At 66.1% G+C, this 26,208-nt stretch carries 11 protein-coding genes and 3 pseudogenes; 11 read left to right on the forward strand and 3 right to left on the reverse strand.

Going from position 1 to position 26,208, the window contains the following annotated elements:
- Positions 1-3: 3 nt before the first annotated feature.
- The 11 genes and pseudogenes from AB0A97_RS40230 to AB0A97_RS40280 all read left to right on the forward strand — a co-directional run bounded on the left by AB0A97_RS40230 (position 4) and on the right by AB0A97_RS40280 (position 23,335).
- Entirely contained in the window at positions 4-9,090 is a 9,087-nt protein-coding gene (locus AB0A97_RS40230; protein WP_361160685.1) for an amino acid adenylation domain-containing protein, read from the forward strand.
- On the forward strand, positions 9,087-11,015 hold the full coding sequence (locus AB0A97_RS40235; RefSeq protein ID WP_361160657.1) for a non-ribosomal peptide synthetase: 1,929 nt from the start codon (positions 9,087-9,089) through the stop codon (positions 11,013-11,015). The genes AB0A97_RS40230 and AB0A97_RS40235 overlap by 4 nt, the downstream gene beginning before the upstream one ends.
- A 30-nt stretch (positions 11,016-11,045) precedes the next feature.
- Positions 11,046-12,134 (forward strand): branched-chain amino acid aminotransferase, encoded by a 1,089-nt coding sequence (locus AB0A97_RS40240; RefSeq protein WP_361160660.1) that lies wholly within the window; start codon positions 11,046-11,048, stop codon positions 12,132-12,134.
- A 53-nt stretch (positions 12,135-12,187) separates the two neighbouring features.
- Positions 12,188-13,414, forward strand: a complete 1,227-nt coding sequence (locus tag AB0A97_RS40245) for a cytochrome P450 (RefSeq protein WP_361160662.1) — start codon at positions 12,188-12,190, stop codon at positions 13,412-13,414.
- A 106-nt stretch (positions 13,415-13,520) separates the two neighbouring features.
- Complete coding sequence (locus tag AB0A97_RS40250; protein ID WP_361160665.1) at positions 13,521-16,292, forward strand: condensation domain-containing protein; 2,772 nt, start codon at positions 13,521-13,523, stop codon at positions 16,290-16,292.
- Complete coding sequence (locus AB0A97_RS40255) at positions 16,289-16,537, forward strand: phosphopantetheine-binding protein (RefSeq protein ID WP_361160668.1); 249 nt, start codon at positions 16,289-16,291, stop codon at positions 16,535-16,537. Before AB0A97_RS40250 ends, AB0A97_RS40255 begins: the two co-directional genes overlap by 4 nt.
- A gap of 31 nt (positions 16,538-16,568) precedes the next feature.
- Complete coding sequence (locus AB0A97_RS40260; RefSeq protein WP_361160671.1) at positions 16,569-17,855, forward strand: ATP-grasp domain-containing protein; 1,287 nt, start codon at positions 16,569-16,571, stop codon at positions 17,853-17,855.
- Positions 17,855-19,870: a hypothetical protein gene (locus AB0A97_RS40265; protein WP_361160674.1), complete on the forward strand. Its 2,016-nt coding sequence runs from the start codon at positions 17,855-17,857 to the stop codon at positions 19,868-19,870. The genes AB0A97_RS40260 and AB0A97_RS40265 overlap by 1 nt, the downstream gene beginning before the upstream one ends.
- A 15-nt stretch (positions 19,871-19,885) precedes the next feature.
- Positions 19,886-21,511 carry an amino acid adenylation domain-containing protein gene (locus tag AB0A97_RS40270; RefSeq protein ID WP_361160677.1) on the forward strand — a complete coding sequence of 542 codons (1,626 nt, stop codon included), beginning with the start codon at positions 19,886-19,888 and terminating at the stop codon, positions 21,509-21,511.
- 40 nt (positions 21,512-21,551) lie between these two features.
- Positions 21,552-22,321 (forward strand): annotated as a pseudogene (locus AB0A97_RS40275) (transposase family protein).
- A 93-nt stretch (positions 22,322-22,414) separates the two neighbouring features.
- Entirely contained in the window at positions 22,415-23,335 is a 921-nt protein-coding gene (locus AB0A97_RS40280) for an NAD(P)/FAD-dependent oxidoreductase (protein WP_361160679.1), read from the forward strand.
- A gap of 79 nt (positions 23,336-23,414) precedes the next feature.
- Here AB0A97_RS40280 and AB0A97_RS40285 read toward each other — a convergent pair.
- From AB0A97_RS40285 to AB0A97_RS40295, 3 genes and pseudogenes are all read right to left on the reverse strand, one after another.
- Positions 23,415-24,334 (reverse strand): annotated as a pseudogene (locus AB0A97_RS40285) (transposase family protein).
- A 50-nt stretch (positions 24,335-24,384) separates the two neighbouring features.
- A pseudogene (locus AB0A97_RS40290) lies at positions 24,385-24,747 on the reverse strand (transposase); the annotation flags it as partial.
- A 390-nt stretch (positions 24,748-25,137) separates the two neighbouring features.
- Positions 25,138-26,208: transposase family protein (locus AB0A97_RS40295; RefSeq protein ID WP_361160682.1), on the reverse strand; the 1,071-nt coding region annotated here is incomplete at its 5' end.

The following is a 26,208-nucleotide window of genomic DNA, read 5'->3' on the forward strand; positions in this document are numbered from 1 at the left end:
GAAGTGCCGCTACTGCCGATCCAGGAGTGGTTCTACCGCAGCGGCTTCGCCCACCCGAACCACTGGAACCAGGCTTTCCTGATCGCTACTCCTCGGCTGGACGTGGACCGCCTCCGGGAAAGCGTGCGGGAGCTGAGTGAGAGGCACGGTGCCTTCCGTCTGCGCTACCGGCTCAACGCCGAGGGCGGTGTCGTCCAGTACTACGCGGACGACTTTCAGCCGACGGAGCTGGTAACGGCTACGGCCGCCGACCTCGACGACGCGCAGGAACAGTTCACCGCCTGGCAGGACGACTTCGACCTCGAAGTCGGACCGGTCTACCGGGTCGGCTACCTGGACGGGTTGGCTGACGGAAGCGCCCGCGTGTTCGTCGCCTGCCACCACCTGATCGTCGACGCGGTGAGTTGGCGTGTCCTGGCGGAGGACCTCGAGGCGATCTACCACCGGCGCAGCCTTCCACCCACCGGGAGCAGCTACCGGCAGTGGTCGACTGCCGTCCAGCAGTACGCTTCCGGACATCCGGAGGAGCACGGCTACTGGGCCCAGGTCCAGTCGGAGTACGAGCAGACCGGAGCTGCCGCGCTGGAGCGCCTCGTCGAGAGCGAGGACGTCATGACGGTGTCCCGGCTGACCCTCGACCGCGAGAGCACTCAGCGTTTGTTGCGCTGCCACCAGGTCTACGGCACGCAGATCAACGACGTTCTGCTGGCCGCTTTCTCCCACGCTTTGACGGACTTGACCGGAGAGTCGGTGAACTACGTGATCCTCGAGGGCCACGGCCGTGAGGGGATCGCGCGGGGGCTGGATGTCGGCCGCACCGTGGGCTGGTTCACCACGATGTTCCCGGTCCGCCTGCACACCGGCGTCGATCAGTTCAGCACCCTGCGCGCGATCAAGGAGGCACTGCGCAGGATTCCAGCGAAGGGCATCGGCTATGGCACCCTGCACGGTTACCACGACGACCGGTTGCCACGAATTAACTTCAACTATCTCGGCCGACTCGACGCAGAGAACGCTGCGTCTTCCGAGGGGCGTTGGCGGCTGACCCGCGAGCCGTTCGGCCAGCCGGAGCACCCGGCCAACCACGACACCCTCATCATGAGGATCAACGGCTGGATCACCGAAGGCCGGTTCGGCTTCACTGTCGCCCACAAGCTCGGCGAGGCGAACGGGGACCGTCTGGTCCAGCAGTACCAGGAGTGCCTGGTGAAGCTGGCAGATGAGCTGTCGGCGGCCTCGCGTACCTACCTCACCCCCTCGGACGTCGACTACGTCGTCTCGGCGGGATACCTCGACGAGCTCCAGTCCGAGCGGGAGATCCAGGGTGTCTTCCTGGCCAACAGTCTGCAGCAGGGCTTCGTCTACCAGAACGTCACGCATGGCCGGGACGACGACGCCTACATCGTGCAGATGACCTGGGAGTACGGCTCCACGATCGATGGCGAGGCCATGCGCGAGGCATGGGCCCGGGCGCAGCGCGTCTTCCCCGCGCTACGGCTCCGCTACGGCTGGAAGGAGGAGGTGGTCCAGGTCATCGACGCGGAGACGTCGGTGGACTGGCGCTACGTCGATGTCTCCGCCATGTCTGAGGGTGAGGCAGCGGATGCCTTGCTGCTGGTTCGACAGGCGGACCGGAGCGAGCCCTACGACCTCGCTTCGGGGCCGCTGTTCCGGATCTACCTGGTCAAGCGTGAGCCGGCTCGGTTCTCCTGCATCTTCAGCCACCACCACTCGATCCTCGACGGCTGGAGCAACACGCTGCTGCTGAGCCGGGTGCATGAGCTCTACGAGGCCCTGGTCACGGGTGCGTCACCGGACACTACCCCGGACCTCAGCTTTGCCGCCGGGCAGCGATACCTGCAGGAACACCGGGACGACCACATGGAGTTCTGGCGCGAACACCTGGCATCTTACGACGAGCGGATGAGCCTCGAGGGGCTACTCCGACCGGACCTGCGCGGGGGCGATCTGCGCATCGGCGCGACCCGCCGCGTCCAGGACATGCGCGAGCTGAGCTTCACTGTCTCCGGCGAGCAGTTCGCGTCCCTGCACCGGTTCACCCAGGACTCTTCCGTCACCCTCAACGCCCTGATGCAGTACGCCTGGCACAAGACGCTCGCCTGCTACACCGGGGCGCAGCAGACGATCACCGGCAGCGTGCTGTCCGGCCGGGCCATCCCGGTCGACGGCATCGAGACCAGCGTCGGCCTGTTCATCAACACCCTGCCCCTGATCGTGCCGCACGGCGCCGGGGACGAGTCCGTACTCGAGGGCGTCCAAGCCGTGCAGCGGCGGATCAACGAGCTGAACACGCACAGCACGGTGAACCTAACCGAGCTACACGTCGGCGCGGATCGCCTCTTCGATACGCTCTTCATCCACGAGAACTGGCCCAAGATCAGCACGGACGGCTGGCAGTCCCGGCTCGCGGTCCGCATGGGAGCGGACTACGAGAAGCTGGACTACTCGCTGTCCGTGATCGTGGTCGAGGAACCGGAGAACGTCCAGTTCCGTCTCGTGTACGCGGCCGAGCTGTTCGACGCTCAATGCATGGCCGACATGCTGCAGATGCAGCGGCACGTGCTCGACGAGGTGCTCGCCGACGGGCAGCGGCCGTGGCGCGGGGTCGACTTGGTTTCCGCGGACCGGCATCGCGAACTCGCCGCCGTGCTCAATCCCGCAACCGAGGAACTACCGCCGGCCCGAACGCTCGTGCAGGCATTCGATGAGCAGGTGCAAGACCACCCGGATCGCGCCGCCGTCAGCTTCGACGGCACCACGCTGACCTACGCCGCGCTGGACGAACGGGCGAATCGGCTCGCGCACCTGCTCACCGACGCGCACGCCGTCGCACCGCAGGAACTCGTCGTGCTCTGCCTCGACAAGGGGATCGACCTGATCGTCAGCGTGCTGGCCGTACTCAAGGCGCGGGGCGCCTTCGTGCTGACAGATCCGGCGTACCCTGACAGCCGCCTGTCGTACATCCTGGGAGACACGGCTGCCCGGCTGGTCATCACGAGCGCCCGGGACCGCGCCCGGCTCCGCGCGCTCGTCGAGCCGGACCGTGCCGGCTCCGTCCTCGGCCTTGATGCGCCCGAGATCCAGCACCTCCTAGACGCGGCCGATTCGGAAGCGCCTGGCGTGCACGCGCCCGTGGACGCACTGATGTACGTGCTCTACACCTCCGGAACGACCGGAGCCCCCAAGGGCGTCGTGATCGAGCACCGGGCGTACGCGCAGACGATCACCGCGGTGCAGGCCCGTCACTTCGCCCACCTTGACACCGTGAGCACGCACAGCCTGACCAACCACGTATTCGACATCTTCGGGCTGGAATACGGCCTGCCGCTCTGGACCGGCGGACGGGTCGAACTGTCCTCTGACCTTCCGGCGAGCCTGGACTGCGCCGGCCTCGACTTCGTGCAGATGACCCCGAGCGTCTGCGACGTGATGCTCGACCGGCTGGTCGACCCTCCGGACGGCCTGCTGCTGCTCGTCGGCGGCGAACGACTGCCGAGGGAAGTGCTCGAACGAGTGCTGGCGAAGTCGATTGACCTCGTCCATGTCTACGGGCCGACCGAGACGACGATCTGGTCCACGTCGAGGCACTACCGCCACACCGACGGGCCGGGCGGCCTGCCGGTGAGCATCGGTACGCCGTTCGCCGGAGAGTCGGTATACGTCCTCGACGCCGAGCTGCGACCTGTGCCACTGGGCGCCGTCGGTGAGCTCTGTATCGGCGGCGACGGGATGGCGCGCGGGTATCTGAACAGAGAGGAGCTGACCGCCGAGCGTTTCGTCGACGTCCCGGTCGGCCCGGGCAGCGACACGCGGCCGGTACGGCTCTACCGCACCGGCGACCTCGTCCGCCTGCTTCCGGCCGGCATCCTGGAATTCATCGGGCGCAACGACGCCCAGATAAAGGTCAGCGGACACCGGATCGAGCTGGGAGAAGTGGAGGGCGCGCTCGCTGTCCACCCCGCGGTGCGACACTGCGTGGTGCTCGTTGTCGAACTGGGCATGCCGACACTGATCGGTTACTACGTGGCCGACGAGGAGATCCCTGCTGCGGGGCTCGACAAGCACCTGCGGCGCTCGCTGCCCGGATACATGGTGCCCGCGCGGTGCGTCCACCTCGAGAGCATGCCGTTGACTATCAACGGCAAGATCGACCGTGCGGCGCTGCCCCGGCCGAGCGCCGTCGGCACCCGAGTGCACGTGCCGCCGCGCTCGCGCACCGAGGCCGACCTGTGTGCCCTTGTGGCGCGGCTCCTCGGTCTGGACCCGGTCGACGTGGGCATCGACGACGACTTCTTCCAACTCGGCGGGACCAGCCTGCTCAGCATCAAACTGGTCTCGGCTGCGGAGCGGGAGCTGGGCCTGACGACGACCGTCGGACACTGGCTCGAACACCGGACGGTCCGTGTCGTCGTCGCGCAACTCGACATGTCCAGCGGCGAGCGGCTCGCCATCCCGACGGCGAGCTTCTCCCGGGCCGAGGATCAGCGGCTGTCCTTCGCCCAGGAGCGGTTGTGGTTCATCGAGCGCTTCGAAGGCGGGACCAGCGCCTACAACCTTCCGCTCGTCCTCGAGGTGGCCGAAAGCGCGGACACCGAGCTCCTGCTGACGGCCGTCCGCTGCGTGATCGCCCGGCACGACATACTGCGCACCGTGCTGCGGCAGACGCCGGACGGCATCGGTTACCAGGAGGTCCTCGACACGGACGCACTGCCCGGCATCGAAGTGTTCAGGGTGGCGGGCCGGCAGGCGCTGCACGAGGAGATTCGCCGCGACCTGCAACGGGTCTTCGACCTCGCAGCCGAGGGACCGCTGCGTGTGCGCCTCTACGAAGTGCCGGACGTCGGCCGACGTCTCGTGTTCATCGTCCACCACGTCGCATTCGACGGCTGGTCCACCGACGTCCTTCTGGAAGACCTGCTCACGGCCTACGACCTCGTCGCCCAATCCGCTCCGGGAACCGCTCCGTTCGCCGGTCTACTCGCGCCGTCGCTGAGGTACCGGGACTTCGCCGTCTGGCAGCGCGACCGGATGACAGGCGAACCCCTCAAACGGTTGCGCCGGTTCTGGGAGCTGGAACTGGAGGGCCATCAGAACCTTGACCTCGTGCCGGACCGGCCGCGTCCGGACAATCTCGACTACCACGGCGCAAACATGCGCTTCGAAGTCGGGGTCGAGGTTTCGCTACGGCTCCGGCGGCTCGCCGAAGAACTCGGCGTCAGCCTGTTCAGTCTGCTGCTAAGCGCGCATTTCCTCACTCTGCGCTGTTTCAGCCACCAGGACGACATCGTGGTGGGTACGCCCGTCGCGAACCGTGACCATCCCCAACTGGCCGATCTCATCGGCTTTTTCGTCAACACCTTGCCGCTTCGCTCGCAGGTCGCCGGGCAAGCGCTGATCTCCGACTACGTGCGCGAGACCGCACGCGGGGTGCTCGATATGCTGCGCCACCAGGAACTCCCTTTCGATCAGCTGCTGGAGATCCTGGACATCGAGCGCGACATGAGCCGCCATCCGATCTTCCAGGTGACGTTCGGTGTGCAGAGCTTTGGTGCTCCGGCGCGCGGCGCGCACGGCACGTCGGAAGCGGTTTTGCGCACCGCGACGGAGACCAAGGACTTGTACACGGCGGCGAGGTTCGACCTGAGCACGTTCATCGACGACTCGCTCGAATCGCTCGAGATCGATATCAACTACGCCACGAGCCTGTTCGAGCCCGACACCGTCGAAAGCCTCGGGCGGACCTACGTCACGATCCTCCGCCAGGTCGCCGACTTGGCAGGGAGCGAGAGCAAGCAGCAGCGGGTCGCCGTCTGCGATCTGGCGTACCTCGAGGGAGACCGATACCGCGAGCTGGTGGAGGGCTGGAGCGCGCCCCTGCGGCAGTACCCGTCTGATGCGTTGCTGCACCGCTCGGTGGAGGAACACGCGAAGCGGTCGCCGGATCGTGTCGCGTTGGTTCAGCAGGAGCGCGAGCTCACGTACCGGGAGCTGAACGCCGAGGCGAACCGGCTCGCGCACCGGCTGCTGAAAGACGACAAGTTGACGCCTGACACCGTCGTCATGCTGTGCCTGGATCGCGGCGAGGACATCGTCATCTCCATCCTGGCCACCCTCAAGGCGGGTGGTGGCTACCTGCCGGTCGACCCCACGTATCCCGACGACCGGATCGGCTTCATGCTCGCCGACGCGGGCGCGCGCACGGTCGTGACCCAGCGCCGGTACGTCGAACGCTTCGTGGGGATCGTGGCCCGCGCCGCCCAGGTCGACAAGCGGTTCGCGGACGTCGAGGTCATCGCCGTCGACGATCAGCGTGCCCGGGAAGGGCTGCGCGCGCTGCCGGAGACCAATCCCGTCACACAGGCCGCCCCGGAGAATCTCGCCTACGTGCTCTACACCTCGGGTACCACGGGCCGGCCGAAGGGCGTGCCTCAGACGCACGCCAATGTAGCCCGGCTGTTCACCGCCCTGGAGGGGATCTACGAGATCTGCGAGGACGATGTGTGGCTGCTGTTCCACAACTACGTCTTCGACTTCACGGTGTGGGAGATGTGGGGTGCTTTCCTCTACGGCGGACGCCTCGTGGTGCCGACGTTCGAGGAGACGCGCGACCCCGAGCTGTACTACGCGCTGTGCCGTCGGGAACGCGTCACCATGCTGTGCCAGACGCCCACGGCGTTCTACCAGTTCGTCAACGTGGCGCTCAGTAAGGGCGAGCGGCATCGTGTGGACGACCTGCGCTACGTCTTCTTCGGCGGCGAGCCGCTGAACGTGTCGCTGCTCGAGGACTGGTTCGAGCGGTACAGCCATGAACGGATACGGCTCGCCATGGGGTATGGCACGACAGAGACCACCGTCTTCACCTGCTACAAGCTCTACGACGAGACGGACGAGGGTTCGACCGATATCGGCTCGCTGATCCCGGACGTCGCCGGCTACGTGCTCGACGCGCAGCAACGTTTGCTGCCGATGGGTGCGGTCGGTGAGCTGTATATCGGAGGGGCGGGCCTGGCCGCTGAGCTGCTCAACCAACCGGAACTGACAGCCCGCAAGTTCGTCGCCAACCCCTTCGTCACTGGGACCGACTTGGAGTGGAACGGCCGCCTGTACAAGAGCGGAGACCTGGTGCGCTGGGCACCGAACCGGACCCTGCGCTTCGTCGGCCGCAACGACCTCCAGGTCAAGATCCGTGGTCACCGGATCGAACTGGCGGAGATCGAGACCGTCTTGTCCGAGGTGCCGGGCGTGCTTCAGTGCGCCGTCGTGGTGCACAGGACCGGTGACAGCGGGGGACAGAGCCACTTGATCGGTTACTACGTGGCCGAGACCAGCATCGGTACCGAAGTGCTGTTCGAGCAGTTGCAGGCGAAGCTGCCATCCTACATGATCCCCGCGGCACTGGTCCACGTGGACGAACTGCCGCGCAAGATCAGTGGAAAGCTCGACACCAATGCGCTTCCCGCGCCGCAGCTGAGGCTGACCCGTGAACTGGTCGCGCCGCGCAACGGGCGTGAAACGCTGGCTCGCGGGGTGCTGGCGGAGGTGCTCGGCGCCGACCCCGAGGCGATCGGCGTGCACGACGACTTCTTCCAGCTCGGCGGCAACAGCATCCTGTCGATCAAGCTGGCGAGCCGGTTGAGCGCCGCACTCGACACGAACGTCAGCATCGCATCGGTCTTCCGGCACCGGTCCGTGGCGGGCCTGGTCGAAGCTCTGGAAACCTCGCCGAGGAAAGCCGCCACCAACCCACCGCTCGAGGCGTGTGCGGAGACTGACCCGGTGGCGTCGTTCGCGCAGGAGCGATTCTGGTTCATCAACCAGTACGAGAGCGGAAACCTCGGATACAACATCCACCTCTGCTACGAGGTCCTGCCCGGCGTCGACGCGGACGAGCTCGAGCGGTGCATCAGTGAAGTCAGCCGACGTCACGAGGTGCTGCGGACGGTCATCCGACAGGCGTCCGACGGCCGGCTCCACCAGGTGGTGCTGGGCCCCGAGACGGCGCCACTCGATGTCCGGCACGTTACGGTGACGGATGAGGCTGACCTGGCCACGCAGTTCGGCGTCGAGGGCACGCATAAGTTCGACCTCGCGGAAGAGGTGCCACTGCGAGTCACCTTCTACCGGCAGGAGACCGCTGAGGACTCGCAGAGCCGAATCTTCGTCGGCATCCACGTCCACCACATCGCGTTCGATGGCTGGTCGGCCGACGTACTGCTGGACGAGATCACCCGGCTATATCAGGCGGAGACCGACCTGCCCGAGCTCTCGATCCAGTACAAGGACTTCGCAGCCTGGGAACGCGAGCGCGTCTCCGGGCGGCGGCTGGCGGAGTTGCTCGGGTACTGGAAGGGCCGCGTGCACGGTCGACGACCGGTGGAATTGCCCTCCGACCGGCTCCGACCAGCGAAGATCGACTACAGCGGCGCCAGCATGTCGTTCGGGCTGAACCCCGAAACGTCAGCGGCGGCTCGACGGCTGGCCCACGAGAGCGGAGTCGGACTGTTCAGCGTGCTGCTCTCCGCCTTCTTCCTGACGATCCAGGCATACACAGGCCGTTCCGACCTGCTCGTCGGCATCCCGGTGGCCAATCGGACGCACGTGCAGACACACGAGCTCATCGGTTGCTTCATCAATTCGCTGGCGCTCGATTTCGACATCGCCGGTGACGACGACGTGGAGGAGATGATCAAGAAGGTTGGCGCGCGCGTGGTTGAGGCCCAGGAGCAGCAAGAGTTGCCCTTCGAACGCCTCGTCGCGGAGCTGGGCCTGCCACTCGATCCGGCGCGGCATCCACTGTTCCAGATCTGGTTTGACGTCAACTCCTTTGCTGACACGGACACGGAACGGACCTCCACCACTCTGCTGCGGCCGTACACGGTCGGAGCCCACACCCCAGGCGGCGGGTCGACCGTCGCCGCCAACCTCGACTTCGGCCTGGTCCTGAACGACGTGGGTGAGTCACTGGCCGGAACCATCACCTACGCCACTGCCCTGTTCGACCACGGCACCGTGGAGCGTTTCGCGTCCACCTACCGATCCATCCTGACGCAGTTTGTGAGGGCGAAATGAAGCTGGCCGATCTGAACCTGTTGCCGGACCATGAGCAGGAACGACTTCTGCAGGAGAGCAAGGGGCCTGAGCTGTCGTTCCCGGCGGAGGCCACCATTGTCCAGGTGTTCCGCGAGAGGGCGGCGGCGGCGCCTGACGTCCGCGCGGTGGTCTTCAGTGATTCCTCGCTGACCTACCAGGAACTGGACGACTGGTCAGACCGGTTGGCCGGCGAACTGATCACGTCCCACGGAGTGGCGCCCGGGCAGCTGGTGGCGCTCTGCCTCGAGCGTGGCATCGAGATGACGGTCGCCGTCCTCGCGGTCTGGAAGGCCGGTGCCGCCTACGTGCCGATTGACCCGGAGACGCCGGATGAGCGGGTGCGCTACCTCCTCGATGACACGGCCGCGCCGGTCGTGCTCTGCGGTGAAGTGCACCAGGGGCGGGTGGCGCGGATCGCCGTCGGCGCCGCGATCCGCGCGGTGGACGGCCCGTGGGGCCGGGCCGTGCGCGAGGGCGCCACCGCGGCGCCCACGAAGGCGGAGGCGCACGCCAAAGACCTCGCGTACGTCATCTACACCTCGGGCACGACGGGCAAGCCCAAAGGGGTGATGATCGAGAACCGCTCCGTGGTCAACCATGTGGCCGTCATCAGCGACCTCTACGGCTTTGCCGGAAAGCCGGGCCGGGAGGTAATGCTGCAGGCCCTCAACTACGCGTTCGACGGCGGCGTCGTTCCGATGGTGCTCGCCCTGCTGACCGGGAACACACTGCTGCACGTCCCCGACCGGCTGTGGCTCGAAGGAGAGAAGTTCACCGCGTGCCTGCGCGCCAACGGCGTCACCCATGTGAACGGCACGCCGACCTTCTACAAGCACCTCGGCCTCGGCGAGGTGCCCAGCCTCAAGCGCATGGTGGTTGGCGGCGAGGCGCTGGACGCCGCGTGCTTCCGGGAAATGACGCGGGCCAACAAGGTCCCGGTGTTCAACGAGTACGGGCCCACTGAGGCCACGATATCGACGACCTCCCACGCGGTCCGAGAGTACGACCTGGCGATCGGCCGACCGCAAAGCAACTCGTCCGTGCTGATCCTCGACGAAGCGTTGCGCATCGTTCCGGTAGGCGCCGTAGGAGAGATCTTCCTGGGCGGCCCCGGTCTTGCGCGAGGCTACCTGAACCTGCCCGAGGCAACCGCGGAGAAGTTCGTCCCGAACCCTTTCCAGAGCGAGGTGGAGAAGGCCGACGTCGCGGACAGCCCGGACGGGCGGAACGCACGGTTGTACCGGACCGGGGACCTCGCCCGTCGGCGCTCCGACGGCGCCCTTGAGTACATCGGCCGCAATGACTCGCAGATCAAGGTCCGCGGATTCCGGGTGGAACTCGCCGAGATCGAGGCCATCCTTAACGAGCACCCGGGGGTGAAGCAGAGTGCCGTGCTCCCGGCGGAGGTCGCGAGTCACCGGGGGGCCGCAGCCGAGGTGGCCTCTCTGGTCGGCTACTACGTTGCTGAAACGCCCGCCGATCCCGACGAGATACTTCGCCACCTGAAGCTCGCACTGCCGTCTTACATGGTGCCTACCGAACTCGTGCACGTGGATGCGCTGCCGATGACCGTCAACGGCAAACTGAACGTCAAGGCACTGCACGCGCTGCGCCCCGCCCCCGAGTCCGACGGCGCCGCGCCGCGCACCGAGCTTGAGGGCAAGATACAGGAGATCGTTGCCAGCATCATCGGTCTGGAGCCCGTCGACGTCGGCGTCGAGGACGATCTGTTCGGACTGGGGCTCAACAGCATTCTGGTCGTACAGTTGATCTCCGCGCTAAACGACGAACTCGGGATCGACCTCGCGATCCCGTCGCTTTTCATGTACCCCACGATCGCGGAACTCACGGAAACTCCTGAATTCGGCACCGCACGGGTCAGGGTCCGTAGTAGCGTCGACTGAGTGATGCTGTTTCGACGTTAGGAGTTAACCATGAGTCCTCGATATCCTGTGACCCGAATCCAGGCCCCCACGTCCGACGCGGATATCACCAAAATATTTGCCTCGCCGAAGTTCGGTCGACATTTCACCGACCACATGGCGTCGGCTACATGGATCGCCGATGATGGTTGGCACGAGCGCAAGGTCGGACCAGTGAAGCCGTTCAATCTGCACCCCGGTTCAGCCGTTCTGCATTATGGGCAGGAGATTTTCGAAGGTCTGAAGGCATACCGTCATGCCGATGGCGGAATTTTCCTCTTCCGGCCGGATCTCAACGCGGTGCGGTTCGCTCGCTCGGCCGAGCGTCTGGCTCTGCCCCGGCTACCGGAGGAGGAGTTCCTCGCGAGCGTGGAAGCACTCGTGAGGGTTGACGAGCGGTGGGTACCAAACCCCGGAATCGAGGCGAGCCTCTACTTGCGTCCCTTCATGTTCGCCATGGACGAGTGCTTGGAGGCGAAGCCGGCCGAGGTCGTGGCCTATTCGGTCATTGCGTGGCCGACCGGGCCTTTGTTCGCCGTGGGCCAGAGCGGGGTGACGCTCTGGGTGAGCAGCCGCTACACCCGCTCGGCGCCAGGTGGCACCGGCGAAGCGAAGTACGGCGGCAACTACGCCGCCGGCATGGCTCCTCAGATCGAGGCCAAGAAGCACGGCTGCGATCAGGTCATGTACCTGGACCGTACGGGCGGCGAGGGATATCTGGAGGAGTCGGGCACGATGAATTTGTGCCTGGTCACCTCGGACGGACATCTCATTACTCCGATGCTCGGAACCATCCTGCAGGGCGTCACTCGCGACACCGTCCTCACGCTGGCTTCTGATCTCGGGCTGACTGTGGAGGAGCGTGCCATTTCCCTGAGTGAATTGCGCCAAGGCTCGGCGGACGGTCGGATCACAGAGGTTTTCGCCGCTGGGACGGCTGCGGCGATCACGCCGATCGTCGGATTCAAGGGCGACGGCTACGAATTCACTGTGGGCTCGGGAAAGCCGGGTGAGCAGACCATGGCGCTGCGTGAGGAACTTCTGGGCATCCAGTGCGGGCAGGTGCCGGATCGGCATGGCTGGCTGCGGCGCGTGGTGTGAAACGACTAGCCGTTGCGCGCCAGTAGGGTAATTGGACGAGGAAAGTCAGGCACATGAAGACCGCAGGAAAGATTATCGGAGCGCTGATGAGCGCCGAGGGGAAAACGAACCCGTATCCGATCTACCGGGAAGCGCGAGAGCTGGGCCCCGTCACGCGGATAGCGCCGGACTGGTTCCTCGTCAGCACGTTCGCCGAGGTGCGTGAGGCCATGCGGTCCTCGGCGTACCTCAAGAACCGCTACTCGAACGTGGACGAGAATCAGCAAGCCGTGCGCCGTGCTCACCGGTCCATTCAGCTCTTCGACGAGTCGGTGCTGCTCAAGGATGCTCCGGAGCACGGCCGGATGCGCAAGGTACTGGGGGAAGCGTTCACCCCCGGGCGAATTGCCGCGATGGCGGGCAAGATCCAGCAGGTCGTGGATGAAGTGCTGGATTCATTGGCCGAGCGCGCCTCCGCGGGCGAGGTGGTGGACTTCATGGAGGAGTTCGCGATCCGCGTGCCATTGACGGTGATCTGCGATCTCATGGGGGTGCCCTGGAAGGACTGGAGCCGGTTCCGACCACTCGCCGTGGATCTGAACGCGACGCTCGAGATGCTCATTGACGACACGCAGTTGGCCACCGCCGACGCTGCCGCCGCCGAACTGGACGAGTACTTCAGCGCCTTGATCGAGTGCCGCCGGGCCGCCCCGCAGGACGACCTGGTCAGCGTTCTCCTGACTGCGGCCGATGGTGAGGACGGCCAATTGGATTCGCGTGAACTGCTGGCGAACCTGGAGCTCCTGCTGGTGGCTGGCTTTGAGACCACGACGAACCTGTTGGGCAACGCCTTGGCGGTTCTCTTCGACCACCCAGAGGTCCATGGAGGTCTGCTCGCAGGAAAGTACACGTACGCACAGTTCACCGAAGAGGTGTTGCGCTACGACGCTCCGGTGCAGCACATGATCCGCTCGGCCGGGGAACCGGGGATCGAGCTCGCCGGGGTCTCGATCCCGGTAGGCGCCGAGCTGGTCATGCTGATGGGTTCGGCGAACCGTGATCCGCTGCGCTTCTCCGATCCGGATGTCTTCAACCCGGCGCGCCCGAACAATCAGTCGTTGAGCTTCGGCGGGGGCGCGCATTACTGCATCGCCGCTGGATTGGCCCGGTTGGAGGGTGTCACCGCGGTGAGCCGACTGCTGGCTCGCTATCCACGCATCACGCTTGCCGGCACGCCGGTTCGAGCTGATCGCCACGGTCTGCGCGGATTCCGCGAGCTTCCAGTAACACTCGGCGTGTAGCTGCCGTCGTTGTGCTCTCTGCCCGTTGCTCGCAACCGCTGTCCGATGTGCTCCGCGCCGCCGCTGTGTGGCCGTTGTAGCTGAAAGGGGAATGATGATGGGACTCATGATGCCCGGAGAGTGGTCGATGTCCGCACCGGATGATCCGCTCCAGTCGCTGCGATCCTCCAGCGAACCGGTGCTGTGTGAGATGTTCGCGAGCCTGTTCGGGCTGGTAAGCGTCGACGTTGATGCGGACTTCTTCGACATGGGCGGCAATTCCGTGCTGGCCACTCGACTGGTCAGCCAAGTCCAAACGGTCTTTCCGGGGGACGTCACCTTCGGCGACCTCTTCGAGAATCCCACGCCCAGGAGTCTGGCGAAGGTGCTCGACCAGGCGGTCGCGGCGAGCCCGCGCCCCCGGTCGACCGACCGCCCGGCGATGATCCCGCTGTCCCCCGGCCAGTCGACGTTCTGGTTCTACCAACAGCTGCGTGGTCCCAGCGCGGATCACAACATCGTGCTGTCGCTGAAGCTGATCGGCCCACTGGACCGGGACGCGCTCGCCTGGGCGTTCGATCGGCTGATTGACAGGCATGAGATCCTGCGCACAGTCTTCCCCCGCGATCAAGGCGAGCCCCACCAGGTCGTGCTCGACCCGGCCGCCGCCCGGCCGGGACTTCGCTTCGTGGACGTCGCCGGCCACCAGATCTCCGCTGAGCTGACAAAGCGCGCCGCGCTGCCGTTCGACGTCACCACCGAGCCTGCACTGCGTGCCTGGCTCCTGGTGATCAGCCCGGACGAACACGTTCTGCTGATCTCCCTGCACCACATCGCCGGCGACGGATGGTCGACGGCCCCGCTCTGGCGTGACCTGTCCGCCGCATACCTTGCACGGCGCGACAGGCTGCCATGGCAGCCGCAGCCACTCGCGGTTCAGTACGCGGACTACAGCATCTGGAAGCAAGACCTGATGGACCGCGAGTCCGACGGCCAGAGCATTATCGCCCGCCAAGCTCGGTATTGGACGCAGACCCTCGCCGATCTCCCGGAAGAACTGCCGCTCCCGGTGGACCGACCGCGTCCGGCGCGGTTGACCGCACGCGCGGACGGCGTGCCGTTCACCATCTCGCCGGACGCGCATCGCAGGCTTCTCGCACAGGCGGCGGACGCACGGGTCACCCTACTGACGACCCTGCGCGCGGCGGTCGCGGTCCTGCTCGCCAAACTTGGCGGCGGCAGCGACATCCCGATCGGCGGCCTGGTGTCGGGGCGGACCGCTCCAGGCCTCGATGACGCCATCGGATTCTTCGTCAACACCCAGGTTTTGCGGTGCACGTGGGACGGAGACCCGACCTTCGAGACGCTGATCCCGCGCGTCCGCGAGGCCGAAATCGGGGCGTATGCCAACCAGGACATGCCGTTCGGCCGGATCGTCGACCTGCTGAACCCGGACCGGCTCGCGTCCAGGCACCCGCTGTTCCAGGTCATGGTCGTCCTCGAGGAACGACACGGCGTCGATCGCGACATCTTCGGTTGCGTCGCTGAGCGACAGGAAGTGGACCACCTCGGCCTCCCGATGTTCGACCTTTCCTTCAACTTCTTCCTGCCCGAGGCGCACGAAGACACTGATGCCGGGATGGCAGGCTGGCTCGGATACAGTCCCGACCTCTTCGACCGCTCGACGGTCGAGCACATCGCTGATTGCGCCGTATACATCATCGACGCGCTGACCGCGAAGCCGACTATGCCGCTCAGTGAGCTCGCCGTACCGCTGCCGGTCAACACCCGGCTGGCGCGCAGGGCCGCTGTCGACTTCACGGTCCCGGTGACCGCGAACACCGTCACTCGACCCCGCACACCGCGGCTGGACGCCCTCTGCGGCGCGTTCGCCCAGACCCTCGGAGCAGAGGAGGTCGGGGCCGACGACAACTTTTTCGGACTCGGCGGACACTCCCTGATGGCGGTGCGCCTAGTGAGCCGCATCCGCTCGACGCTAGGCACGGAACTGCCGGTACGCGTGGTGTTCGACCAGCCGACACCGGCGGGGATCGACCGGTGGCTGGAACAGGCAGATGCGGGCTCCGACACGTCGGGTCCTGCTGCCGACGGCCTGGAAGCAGTGCTGCGCATCCGCCCCGACGGCGACCGGACGCCAGTGTTCCTCATACCCCCTGCCATCGGACTGAGTTGGTGTTACACGCCGATGAGCCGCTGGCTGGCGGACGGATTTCCGATATACGGCCTCCAAGCACGGGGGATCTGCGGCGCTGAACCTGTCGGTCAGACGCTGACGGACATCGCGACGGGCTTCGTCGACGAGCTGCGTCGCATCCAGCAGAACGGCCCGTACCAGCTACTCGGATGGTCTTCCGGCGGCAACGTCGCACACGCCATGGCCGTGATGCTCGAAGCCGATGGAGAAGAGGTGTCCATGCTGGCGCTCCTCGACAGCTACCCCTGGGACGGCGAGCAGACCGACCCGGCGCTGGACGTCGATCCCGCCGAGGCCGACGTGCAGCTGACGACGGAGGAGCTGCGCCGAGTGCTTCAGGCGTCACCCGGCACGGCGGCGGCCATTCCCGGCGAACACCTACCGGCGCTTGCCCGGGTCTTCGCGAGCAACCGAAGCGCCCTGTTGCGACACCGGTCAGGCCGCTTCGGCGGAGACGTTCTCCTGTTCACGGCGGCGGAGAGCGTCGAACAGGGAATGGACCCGAGCTCGTGGCAGAAGTTCGTCGAGGGCCGCCTGAAGACATGGTCCGTGAGCGGCAACCACTACGAGGTCCTCGGTCCGGAGCCGTTGGAAACGATTATGACCGTCATCAATGCGGAACTCACCGCGGACCACGACCGGAATCGAGTACCTGCTATGCAGGAGAAAGGAGTGGCCGGATGAGCGACGACCAGTTGACGTCCACCATTGACACCACAGAAGTACTACTGGATGTCTGGCAGAAGCAGTTCCGCGACCAGGAGGTCGGTCTCGAGGACGACTTCTTCGAGCTCGGCGGGCATTCGCTGCTTGCCGCTCGCGTGATCTCCCAAGTGCGCGCGGCGCTCGGCAAGCGGGTCAGGTTCAAGGACATCACAGAGTGTCGCACCATCGCGCGCCTGGCGGCCCGGATCGACGAGGGCAGGTAACCGGACCGTGCCTCCGAAGAGAGAACAGCACATGCGTCGGGAAACCGTGGTCATCGTCGAGCCGTACTCGTCGGGAAACATGCTCGCGCCAGCCTTCCGGCAGGGCGGTTTCTCACCGTGCGCCGTAACGTTGTCCGGACTCTCGGTACCGAACTCCGCTACGCTTCGCCTGGCAGACTTCGACGAACACATCGCGTACGACGGCGGTGAACTCGGGCCTCTTGTCGACCGGTTGCAAGAACTCGAGCCGGTCGCGGTCGTGCCTGGGGCCCATACCGGCGTCAAACTGGGTGACGAGCTCGCCGCGGTGCTGACACCCAACCTGGCGAACGCGCCGGACGTCGGGGCGGCGCGGCACCACAAGGGCGACATGATCGCCGCCGTCGCGGCTGCGGGCCTGCCGACGATCAGGTCACTGTGTACGTCAGACGTCGACGACGCGCTCACCTGGGTCACCCGCGAGCGATTGTCCGGGCGTGACCTGGTGGTCAAACCTGTGGACTCAGCGGGCACGGACAGTGTCCGGTTCGTCCCCGGTGGGTATGACCTGCGTGCCGTCGTCACGGAGTTGCTCTGCTCGGAGAGCCGATACGGTTCGCCTCTTTCCGAGGTGCTCGTACAGGAGCACGTCAGGGGCGTCGAATACGCCGTGGACACCTTCAGTTACGAGGGCAGGCACACGATCAACGACATCGTGCAGTACCACAAGGTCTCCAGTCGGCGACACATCGCCCTCTACTCAAGCATGGAGATCCTGCCCATGGACGCACTGGGCAACGACGCGATCATCGACTATGTCAGAGGGGCACTCGACGCGCTCGGGATCACGTTCGGCGCGGCCCACACCGAGGTGATGGTCACCGAGACCGGGCCGCTGCTAATGGAGGTCAACGCCCGGCTCGCGGGTAACGGGCACCCATGGACCTGCGAGCTGGCGACCGGCGACAACAGCGTCGATCGCATGGTGCGGTACTTGACCGGCGACCGGACCATCCCGGACGACTACCCGTTCCAACTGACCACCCGCGTGATTTTCTTCACCGTCCGATCCGCCGGGGTCGTCAGCGGCCTTTCCCGCCTGGACGCCATCATGGACCTGCCCAGCTGCTACAACCTGCAGGTCAACGTCGAAGACGGAGACCACGTCCCGGAGACGGCCGACCTCTTCGACGCGCAACGCCTGGGCATGGTGGTCCTGGCGCACAGCGACCCTGCACAAGTCGCCGCCGATCATCGAGAAGTACGCAGAATCGCGGCCGAAGCTGGGCGACCGGGGGGCTTCACCATCGATCCGAACCAAGGCGACAGGGAGTGGTAATGGAGCAGACGACCCCGTTCGTCGTCCACACGGCAGCCGAAGCGTACACGCGTGACCTGCGCGATCCGACGCTTGTGCCGATGCTGGGCATCGACGACAATCGGCATGCCTCCCTGGCGAGCCTGATGGGAGCACCCGCCGAGCGCAAGGACCCGGACGTCTCGGGCACGCTGGTGGTGGCGCCGGCCGGCTCGACGACCACACCCGTGGGACGAGCGCTGGCAGATCGCGTCGACGGCTCGTTCGTGACGCTGTCCACCGGCGGACTGGGCCGGATGCTCGACGCACGCCTAGAAGCTACACAGGTCGTCGTCATGGCTCTGCACGACGAGATCGATCTCGACGTGGTCACCGATTTGCTGGAGGCCACTAACACATACCGGCACGATGGCGGCCACGCCACGATCGGATTCGTGATCGGCCCGAACCTTCCCGAGCTGAGCTGGCTGCTCGCCAAGGGACTCAGCTGTCACCTCCGTAAACTCCCGGACCGCAGCCAGCTGACCGTGGTCCCTTGGCTGCGTCAGCATGCGGCGGCGAGCCGAATCCCGGCCTCAGACGGTGTGGACGCCGCGCCGGAATGGGTCATCGGCGACCGGGCGAGCCGCGCGGTGCTCGAGCCGATGCTGTCCGAGCGGCACACCGGACTCGTGTCCTTCGCGTCGGCCGGCCGAGAACACGCACTGATCCTCAACGACACCGTGATCTGCGGCGACCACGCCGGACATCGGGGTCCGACCGCCCATGGTGCGGTAGCACCGAGCTGCGCCTTCACGAACCGCTGCTTCCGGGACGGCGTCCGGGCGCGGGACGTCATCAAGGCGGCCCACGTCCAGGCCGACGTCGTGTTCGCGAACTCGTGCATGACCTGGCGCCCCGGCACCGGACTGGTGGCGGCCGAGTACCAACTGACGGGCGCGTTCCAGTATGGGATTCCAGCGGCCTACATCGGTGCCGTTCATCAGATGCTGCCGAACCTCATGATTAACGACCTGGTCGGCACCGCGGCGGCGGCGGGCACGGACGCCGGGCGGACCTGCGCCGCGGTCAACGACCATCTCCGGGACACCGGCCGTGAGCTGCCCTACTTCGCGGTCCTCGGACTGCCCTGGGTGACTGCGGGCGGGGGAACCGAGCCCCCGTCCACCACCGACGCGCACGACGGCGTCCGCGACGTGAAACCGCAACTGCTGCAACTCGGCCGGGCTGTGCGGGCGCTCCACGAGTTCGGGCCGACCGGCTTCATGCCGCCGGAAGGGCTCGTCGCCATGGAAGCCGACATCCTGGAACTGGCCCGGACGCTGAAGAGGACGGCCCTCGGCGCAGATTCCGCCGAAAAGGTCCTCGGCCCGCTGCGCCGACTGGGCAGCCTGATCGCCGACGCCGAACTGAGCGCGGTCACCGACTTCCATGAGTTCGGCAAGATGAGCCACTCCGCCCTCAACGAGATGTGGGAGCCCATTCTCGACACGAGGGTCCGCCCGATCGACGATGCCTGCCCGTACTGCACGGGCCGGCTGGCGGAACTCGTCGGGCGACACCCGGTGTACGAGCAGGTCGGGCGCCGCGCACTGGTCTGCAACGTATGCGGGCCGATAGCCGACTCCCCACTCGACCCGGTCATCGACGAGGTGCGCATTGAATGCTCGAGTATCTGGGAGCGTCCGGGCACCATCACCGTCGACGTGCTGATGACACCCACCGCGAGCGCTTCAAAGGAGGTCATCGCGGCCGGTGCCGTCCACACTTCGGGGGCCGCGAACTTCGGCATCGAGTTCCCGGACGCGCAGTGGATCGCCATCCGGCCCGGCTCTCCCGCACGGACGCGCGTGAACGCCACGCTGAGCGCGGAGGCGTTCACCCACCACGAGCACTTCGTCAGGTTCGTGGCTGTAGCGGAAGGGCGCGTCCATTACGCCTCGCGGCCGGTGGCGGTCGCGCCGCACGGCATTCGTTCGCTTCCCGGCAGGGTCCGGCATCAGCCGCCGACTGCCCCTTCAGTCCCTTCCTCGTGACCTTGGGAGCGCCTTATGACCGCCGATCATCCAGCTCGACACCCGAGCCCAGTCGAACAGTGGAATGAGACCTGGTACAACTATTCCGCGACCAGCCGCATCATGGATCTCATCGATTCAGCCGCAGTCAAGTACACCGCCGATCCGGCCGTTCGAACGACATCCGGAGTCGCGCTCACGCATGGGGAACTCGCGGCCGAAAGCTCTCTGCTCGCCGAGCGTCTCACTGCGTATGGCGTTCTTCCGCGCACGCCGGTCGGCCTGCTGGTCGATCACGTCCCGGAGGCAGTCGTGGGGATCCATGCGATTCTGCGCGCGGACGCCTACTACGTCCCGCTGGACCCGCGATGGCCCGCGCGCCGCATTGCGAAGGTACTCAAGGCGAGCTACATCACTCATGTCCTCGTCACGGAACCGTACTGCGGCAGGGCGAACGACATCGGCGACGACATGACGATCATCGCGGTGCGCCACGGCAGTGAACCCGAGGTGCTATCGAGATCCGCCCCTCGGCCGTCGGTCCGGCAGCACGAGTCCGGGCCCGCAGGACCGGACGAGTTGGCGTACACGATATTCACGTCGGGCTCCACCGGGCGGCCGAAGGCGGTGGCGGTCCGGCACACCAGCGTCGTCAACCTGATCGAGTGGTTCAATCGGCGCAACTCCGTCGCCCCGAGCGACATCCTGCTGCAGGTAGCGTCGTTTAGCTTTGATCTTTCGGTGTACGATGTATTCGGGACCCTATCTGCCGGTGCGAGTGTTCTCCTGCTTCCTGACGCCGATCTGGAAGAGCTCGAGGAGATCGCGATCGCCCTCGTCGAGCACGGGGTGACGTTGTGGAACTCCGCGCCGGCCGTGTTCACCGCCGTGACGCTGCTGCTCGACGAATCGTCCCGCCAACAGCGGGATCGACTCCGTCGGGTCTTCCTCAGCGGTGACTGGATCCCGCTGAACACCCTCGAGGTTCTCCGCCGTGAGTTCCCGCGCGCGACTTTGGTGGCGCTCGGCGGTGCCACCGAGGCTTGCGTTTGGTCGAACGACTTCGTTGTGGACGAGGTGGACCCATCGTGGCGAAGCATCCCATACGGGCACCCGATGCAGAACAGCCGATACTATGTCCTTCACGAGGACCTCACGCCCTGCGGCATCGACGAACCTGGCGAGCTTTACATCGCCGGTGCCTGCGTAGCCGCGGGGTACCTCGGCGATCCGGCCCTGACAGCGGACCGATTTCTCCCGGATCCGTGGGACCAGGGCGATGGTTGCAAGATGTACCGGACCGGCGATCGTGCTCGCTGGACATCGAACGGATGGGTCGAATTCCTCGGCCGTATGGACTCGCAGGTGAAGATCCACGGGTTCCGGATCGAGCTCGGCGAGATCGAGCAGGTAGCCATGCAGGTCCTCGACGTCGACGAGGCGGTCGCCCTGAAGCTGGACGAGGGAGGCTCACCGTACCTGGCCCTCGCGCTCAGGGCCTCGGGAGAGCTGGACGTCAAGATGGTCACGGAGAAGCTGGGCGAATGGCTGCCCAGGTACATGGAACCCCGCCGCGTGGTCGTATGCCAGGCCTTTCCGGTGGGTCAGACGGGAAAGGTCGATCGCGCAGCACTGCAGTATCTCTTTCAGCCCGCAAAGTAAAGCGTGTTGCAGAAGGCCGTGAACTGGGCATCTCCGTCGTATGGCTGGGGTGTTGAGGGTCGAGCGGGTGTGGGTGGAGACGTTTACCGGGCTGCGGGTCGATCAGTTCGGCCGACTGCTGAAAGCGGTCCGGGAGCGCGGCGGTGAGGGCTGCGGGTGGGGCCGTCCGTGGCGGCTGCCGCTGGCCGAGCGGGTGCTGCTGGTGGCCGTGTACTACCGCACGAACCTGACCATGCGGCAGCTCGCCCCGCTGTTCGGGGTCTCGCCGGCGACCGTGTGCCGGGTGATCCAGCGGCTCGCACCGCTGCTCGCGCTGGAGCCGTGCCGGGCCTCCGCCGAGGCCGCCGACCGGTTGTGGATCGTGGACGGCACCCTCGTCCCGGTCCGCGACCGCACGGTGGGCACGTCCTCGCGCAACTACCGGTTTTCGGTGAACGTGCAGGTCATCGTGGACGCGGACACCAGGCTGGTGGTGGCCGCAGTCCATCCGGTGCCGGGCACCACCGCCGATGCCAGGGCCTGGCGCGACTCCGGCCTGGCCGAGCACTGCCAGGGAGCCACCGTGCTCGGCGACGGCGCCTACATCAACACGGGCCTGGTCGTCCCGCACCGCAAACGCCCCGGCCGACCGCTGCTGAAGGGCGAGGAGGAAGACAATGCCGAGCACGCAAAGTCCGCGCCCGAGCGGAACATGTCCTGGGCCGTATGAAGAACTACAAGGTCCTTCGCGACTGCCGACAGCGCGGCGACGGCCTCCACCACGCCGCCCAGGCCGTCGCCCACATGCACAACCTCGCTCTCGCAGCATGACCGCGTGCGTCAGCAGGCCACTACAGGCCGCCAGTTCACGGCCTTGTGCAACACGCTTTAGTGACCGTCTCGGAATGATCAAGGGGAGTCTCGATGTACGACGATCTCTATGACGTCATTGTGATCGGTGCGGGAGCCGCCGGCCTGACCGCGGCCACCATGCTCGGCCGCTCCATGCGGAACACGCTCGTCATCTCCAAGCCCCGACGACGTAATTCGCCGGCGAGCTCGGTCAGCAACGTCCCGTACGCCGACGGGGCCGCCCCGGTGGACATCTATCGGAAGATGGAAGAGGACGCCGGTCAATTCGGCGTGACCATACTGTGGGACGAGGTCACATTCGTTCGCGCGTACGAGAACCACGTCGTCGTCGAGGGCGCCGCAAATCCCGGTCTGCGCTGCAGAAGGCTGCTCCTCGCCACCGGTCGCGTCGACGTCCTGCCAGCCTGGCTGCCGGACGGTGTCTGGGGCAGATCGGCCTTCGACTGTCCCTATTGCCACACATACGAGCGTAACGGCAGTACGTTCGTCTGCGTGGGCAACGGAGACGAGACGCTCAAGATGGCGGCCTTGTCGAGGCAGTTCGCCAAGCGGATGACGGTTCTCGTCGGGGACCCGGCGGCGAGTCGGGGAAGGCTCGCCCGTCTGCTCTCCCGCCACGACGTCGAAGTGCTGTGCGATGAGGTGGTCCGTGCCTCCGCGGACCCGGCGGGCGGCGTCATCCTGGAGACGACCCACGGGCAGACCCTCAGCGCTGACACCCTGCTGCTCGGCGATGTGGTCCGACCCTATCGGAAACTCGCCGAAGATCTCGACTTGGAGCTATCGGCTGAGGGCTTCCCTGAGACGAGCCTGTATGGGATGACGTCGAATCCACTTGTCTACAGCGCCGGGAACGTCGAAGGTTCCTCGTACTTCATGTGGACCGGAGCGGCGAGCAGTGGGATCAATGCCGCCCGCGCGATCTGTGAGGATCTCGCCTTTGCCAGTGAACTGCTGGAGGACTGGGAGTGAGGCTACTTGACCGTCGCCTGGCCCGGCGACGGTACTTACGAGTTGGTGCGTGATAGCGGGTGGGACGTGTCTGCCTTGCTCAGGCAATATTGCGGTCGGAGACAAGGCTGGAGATGGTGCGGTAGGTGTCGGGCAGGCGGTCGCGGCGATGGGTCCAGCGCGTCAACTGTTTCCAGCGTTTGTGATCGGCGAGGGTGTGTTCAACGGTGATCCGTTGTGAGGAGTGGTCGTGCCGTTGGCGTGCTCGGGCTTCGACAAAGGGCGCTATGGCTCCCGGTCGCAGTTTGCGTGGCGGGGTGAGGGCTCGCCTCGGGTGGTTCCGTCCGAGGCCGAGGTAGCCGTCGTCGAGGAAGACCTGGACGAGGCTGAAGTGGTCCAAGCATCTACTGATCCCGGCCGTGCGGGCGGCGGTCACATCATGCATCCGCCCTGGCCTGAGGGCATCGGTCCATAGAGTTCGGCCCTGGTGGTCGGCGATGACGGTGGCCTTCATCGTGTTCTGCTTCTTCTTGCCCGACACGAACGCCTGCCGTCCGCCCCGACCCGCGGCAGGCCGGCGGACTTGCACCTCGGTGGCGTCCAAACGCAGCTGAACACCTTCCGCCTGGGCATAGGCGAACACGTCCTCCAGAGTGCGCAGCCGCAGTTCAGGCGGTCTGGTACGGCGAACCCACGCTCGGCGAGCAGACAGCGGACCTCACCGACAGCCCGAGTGACGGTCGAGCGGTCCACTCCGTAGAGCAGGGCCAAAACCGAGTGCGGCAGATCGTGGCGAAGATGAATCAGTGTGGCCACCAGCCGGTCCACAAAGACCATCCGGTGCCGGGCACCAGCACCCGGCGCACGCTTCCGCTCGCCACCCCTCACCCGGAACCGATGCCCTTCGACACCGGCCACCCAGGGCCCGGCCAACTCAGCTATCAACGACGCCAGATGCTCTGTCGGGATGCCAGTGAACAGCGGATGCGCCAACACCGAACGATCAGTCGAACCCCTCACCAACAGAGCATGCCCACCCACAATCACGCACCAACTCGTTAGAGGGTGTCCTACGTGGTGAGCTGGGCAAGGCGCTTGTGGCAGACGATGGCGGCGGCGAGGCCGAGAAAGGCCAGGTAGTTGTCGTGGTGGCGCTCGTATCGTGGGTTGAGCCGTCGGTAGCCGGACAGCCAGGCCAACGTTCGTTCAATTACCCACCTGTGACGGCCCAGGCGGTCGCTGGGTTCGACGCCGATGCGGGCGATACGGACCGCGATGCGTCGTCCGCGCAGCCATCGCCGCAGGTGCGGCCGGTCGTATGCCTTGTCGGCATGCACCTTGCCCACCGGGTAGTTCCGCCCGCGTTCGGGGTCGTGTTTCGTTTGGTAACCGCCGATCATCGGCTTGAGGCCGTCGCTGTCGGCGGTGTTGCCGCCAATGTGTCCTGGCTTCGCGGCCGGGAGGAACTGTCGGCAGACACCGGCAACCTGCCCGTGCCGGAAAGACTGGTGGAAACCTGCTGCTACGACCTTGTTGTGGTAGCGAGCGGCGGCCAGCCGCTGCTGCGAGTTTTCCCGGAATGTGTGGGGACGGGCCCGTGCTCGGAGGAGAGAGGTTCTGCTGGCTCTGACACTGCACACCCTGCCGCCTCGTCGTCAACCACCCCCAGGTCTGCCATTCATCTGAATCGGGGTGGGCACCGTACCTGTTGCAGTCACTAGCCTTCGACTCACCGGCGCTGAGCTGCACGAAATCACCTCTAACGGGCTCTCCCGCGATTGGTCGTGAGGCGTGTTGGCCTGGAGGTTCGGCTGGTGGTTGGTTCAGCAGGTCATCGGGCGGACGGGCACGAGTTCGGTGCTCGTCCGGCGCTGGGTGGTGCGCTTGGCGGCGCGGTCGGAGACCAGGCCGGCGATCGCTGCGTGGGTTTCGCCGTAGGTGTCACGTCGCCCGGTGTATCTCTGGAGCGGATGCCACTGGCGGTGTTCGGCGTTGGCGTGTTCGACGCAGATCCGGCGTGAGGACTGGCGGCGTTTGCGCTCGCGCCAGCCGTAGTACTCGGTGACCGGCAGGTCGTCCAGGTCCTTCGGTCGTCGTGGCGGGGCGGAGATCTGGTTGGGGAACTCATTCGCAAGGCTCCGGTAGCCGTCGTCCACCTCTGCCTTCACGCCGGGGTGGAGGCGGAACTGCTCGGCGATGCCCTCGGTGCGCACGCAGGTCTGGTCATGCATCCGGCCCGGACGCACCCCTCCGGACCACAGGGTCCGGCCCTGCCCATCGCTGATCGTGGTCGTCTTGACCGTGTTCTGCTTGCGCTTGCCCGACACAAACGCACGTCGCCCGGGCCGGTGTGCTTTGGGGCGCCTCACCTGGGTCTCCATCCCGTCGATCCGCAGGGTCACCCTCTCGGCCTCGGCATAGGCGAACACGTCCTCCAATGTGCGCAGACGCAGCCCGGGGCGCTGCGGCACCGCGAACCCGCGGGCCGCGAGTAGTGGCCTCACCTCTGCCACCGCCCGGCCGATCGTCGACTTGCCCACCTGGTAGATGACGCCCAGCGCCTCATAGGTGAGCCCGGTCCGCAGGTGCACCAGCGTGGCCAGTAGCCGGTCGGTGAACACCAGATCATACTTCGGCCCGGCCCCCGCCTCACGTCGGCGCGAACCGTGACGACGGTCATGGCGTTCGGACTCGCGGCGGGCCTCCCAGCGCGCAGCGAGCTCCGTGACCAGCTCGCCCAAGAGCCACTCCGGGATACCGCAGAACGCGGAATGCGCCATCACCGCACGGACCTGATGAGTCATCACAACCCGGATAACTCGCACGAACACCCCGATGTCCCCAACCGTGACGGAGATCATCAATCGTGGAAGAGCCCGTAAATCCAGGTGTCC

This window comes from Streptomyces sp. NPDC045470 (genome assembly GCF_040646595.1).
Taxonomy (GTDB): Bacteria; Actinomycetota; Actinomycetes; order Streptomycetales; family Streptomycetaceae; genus Streptomyces.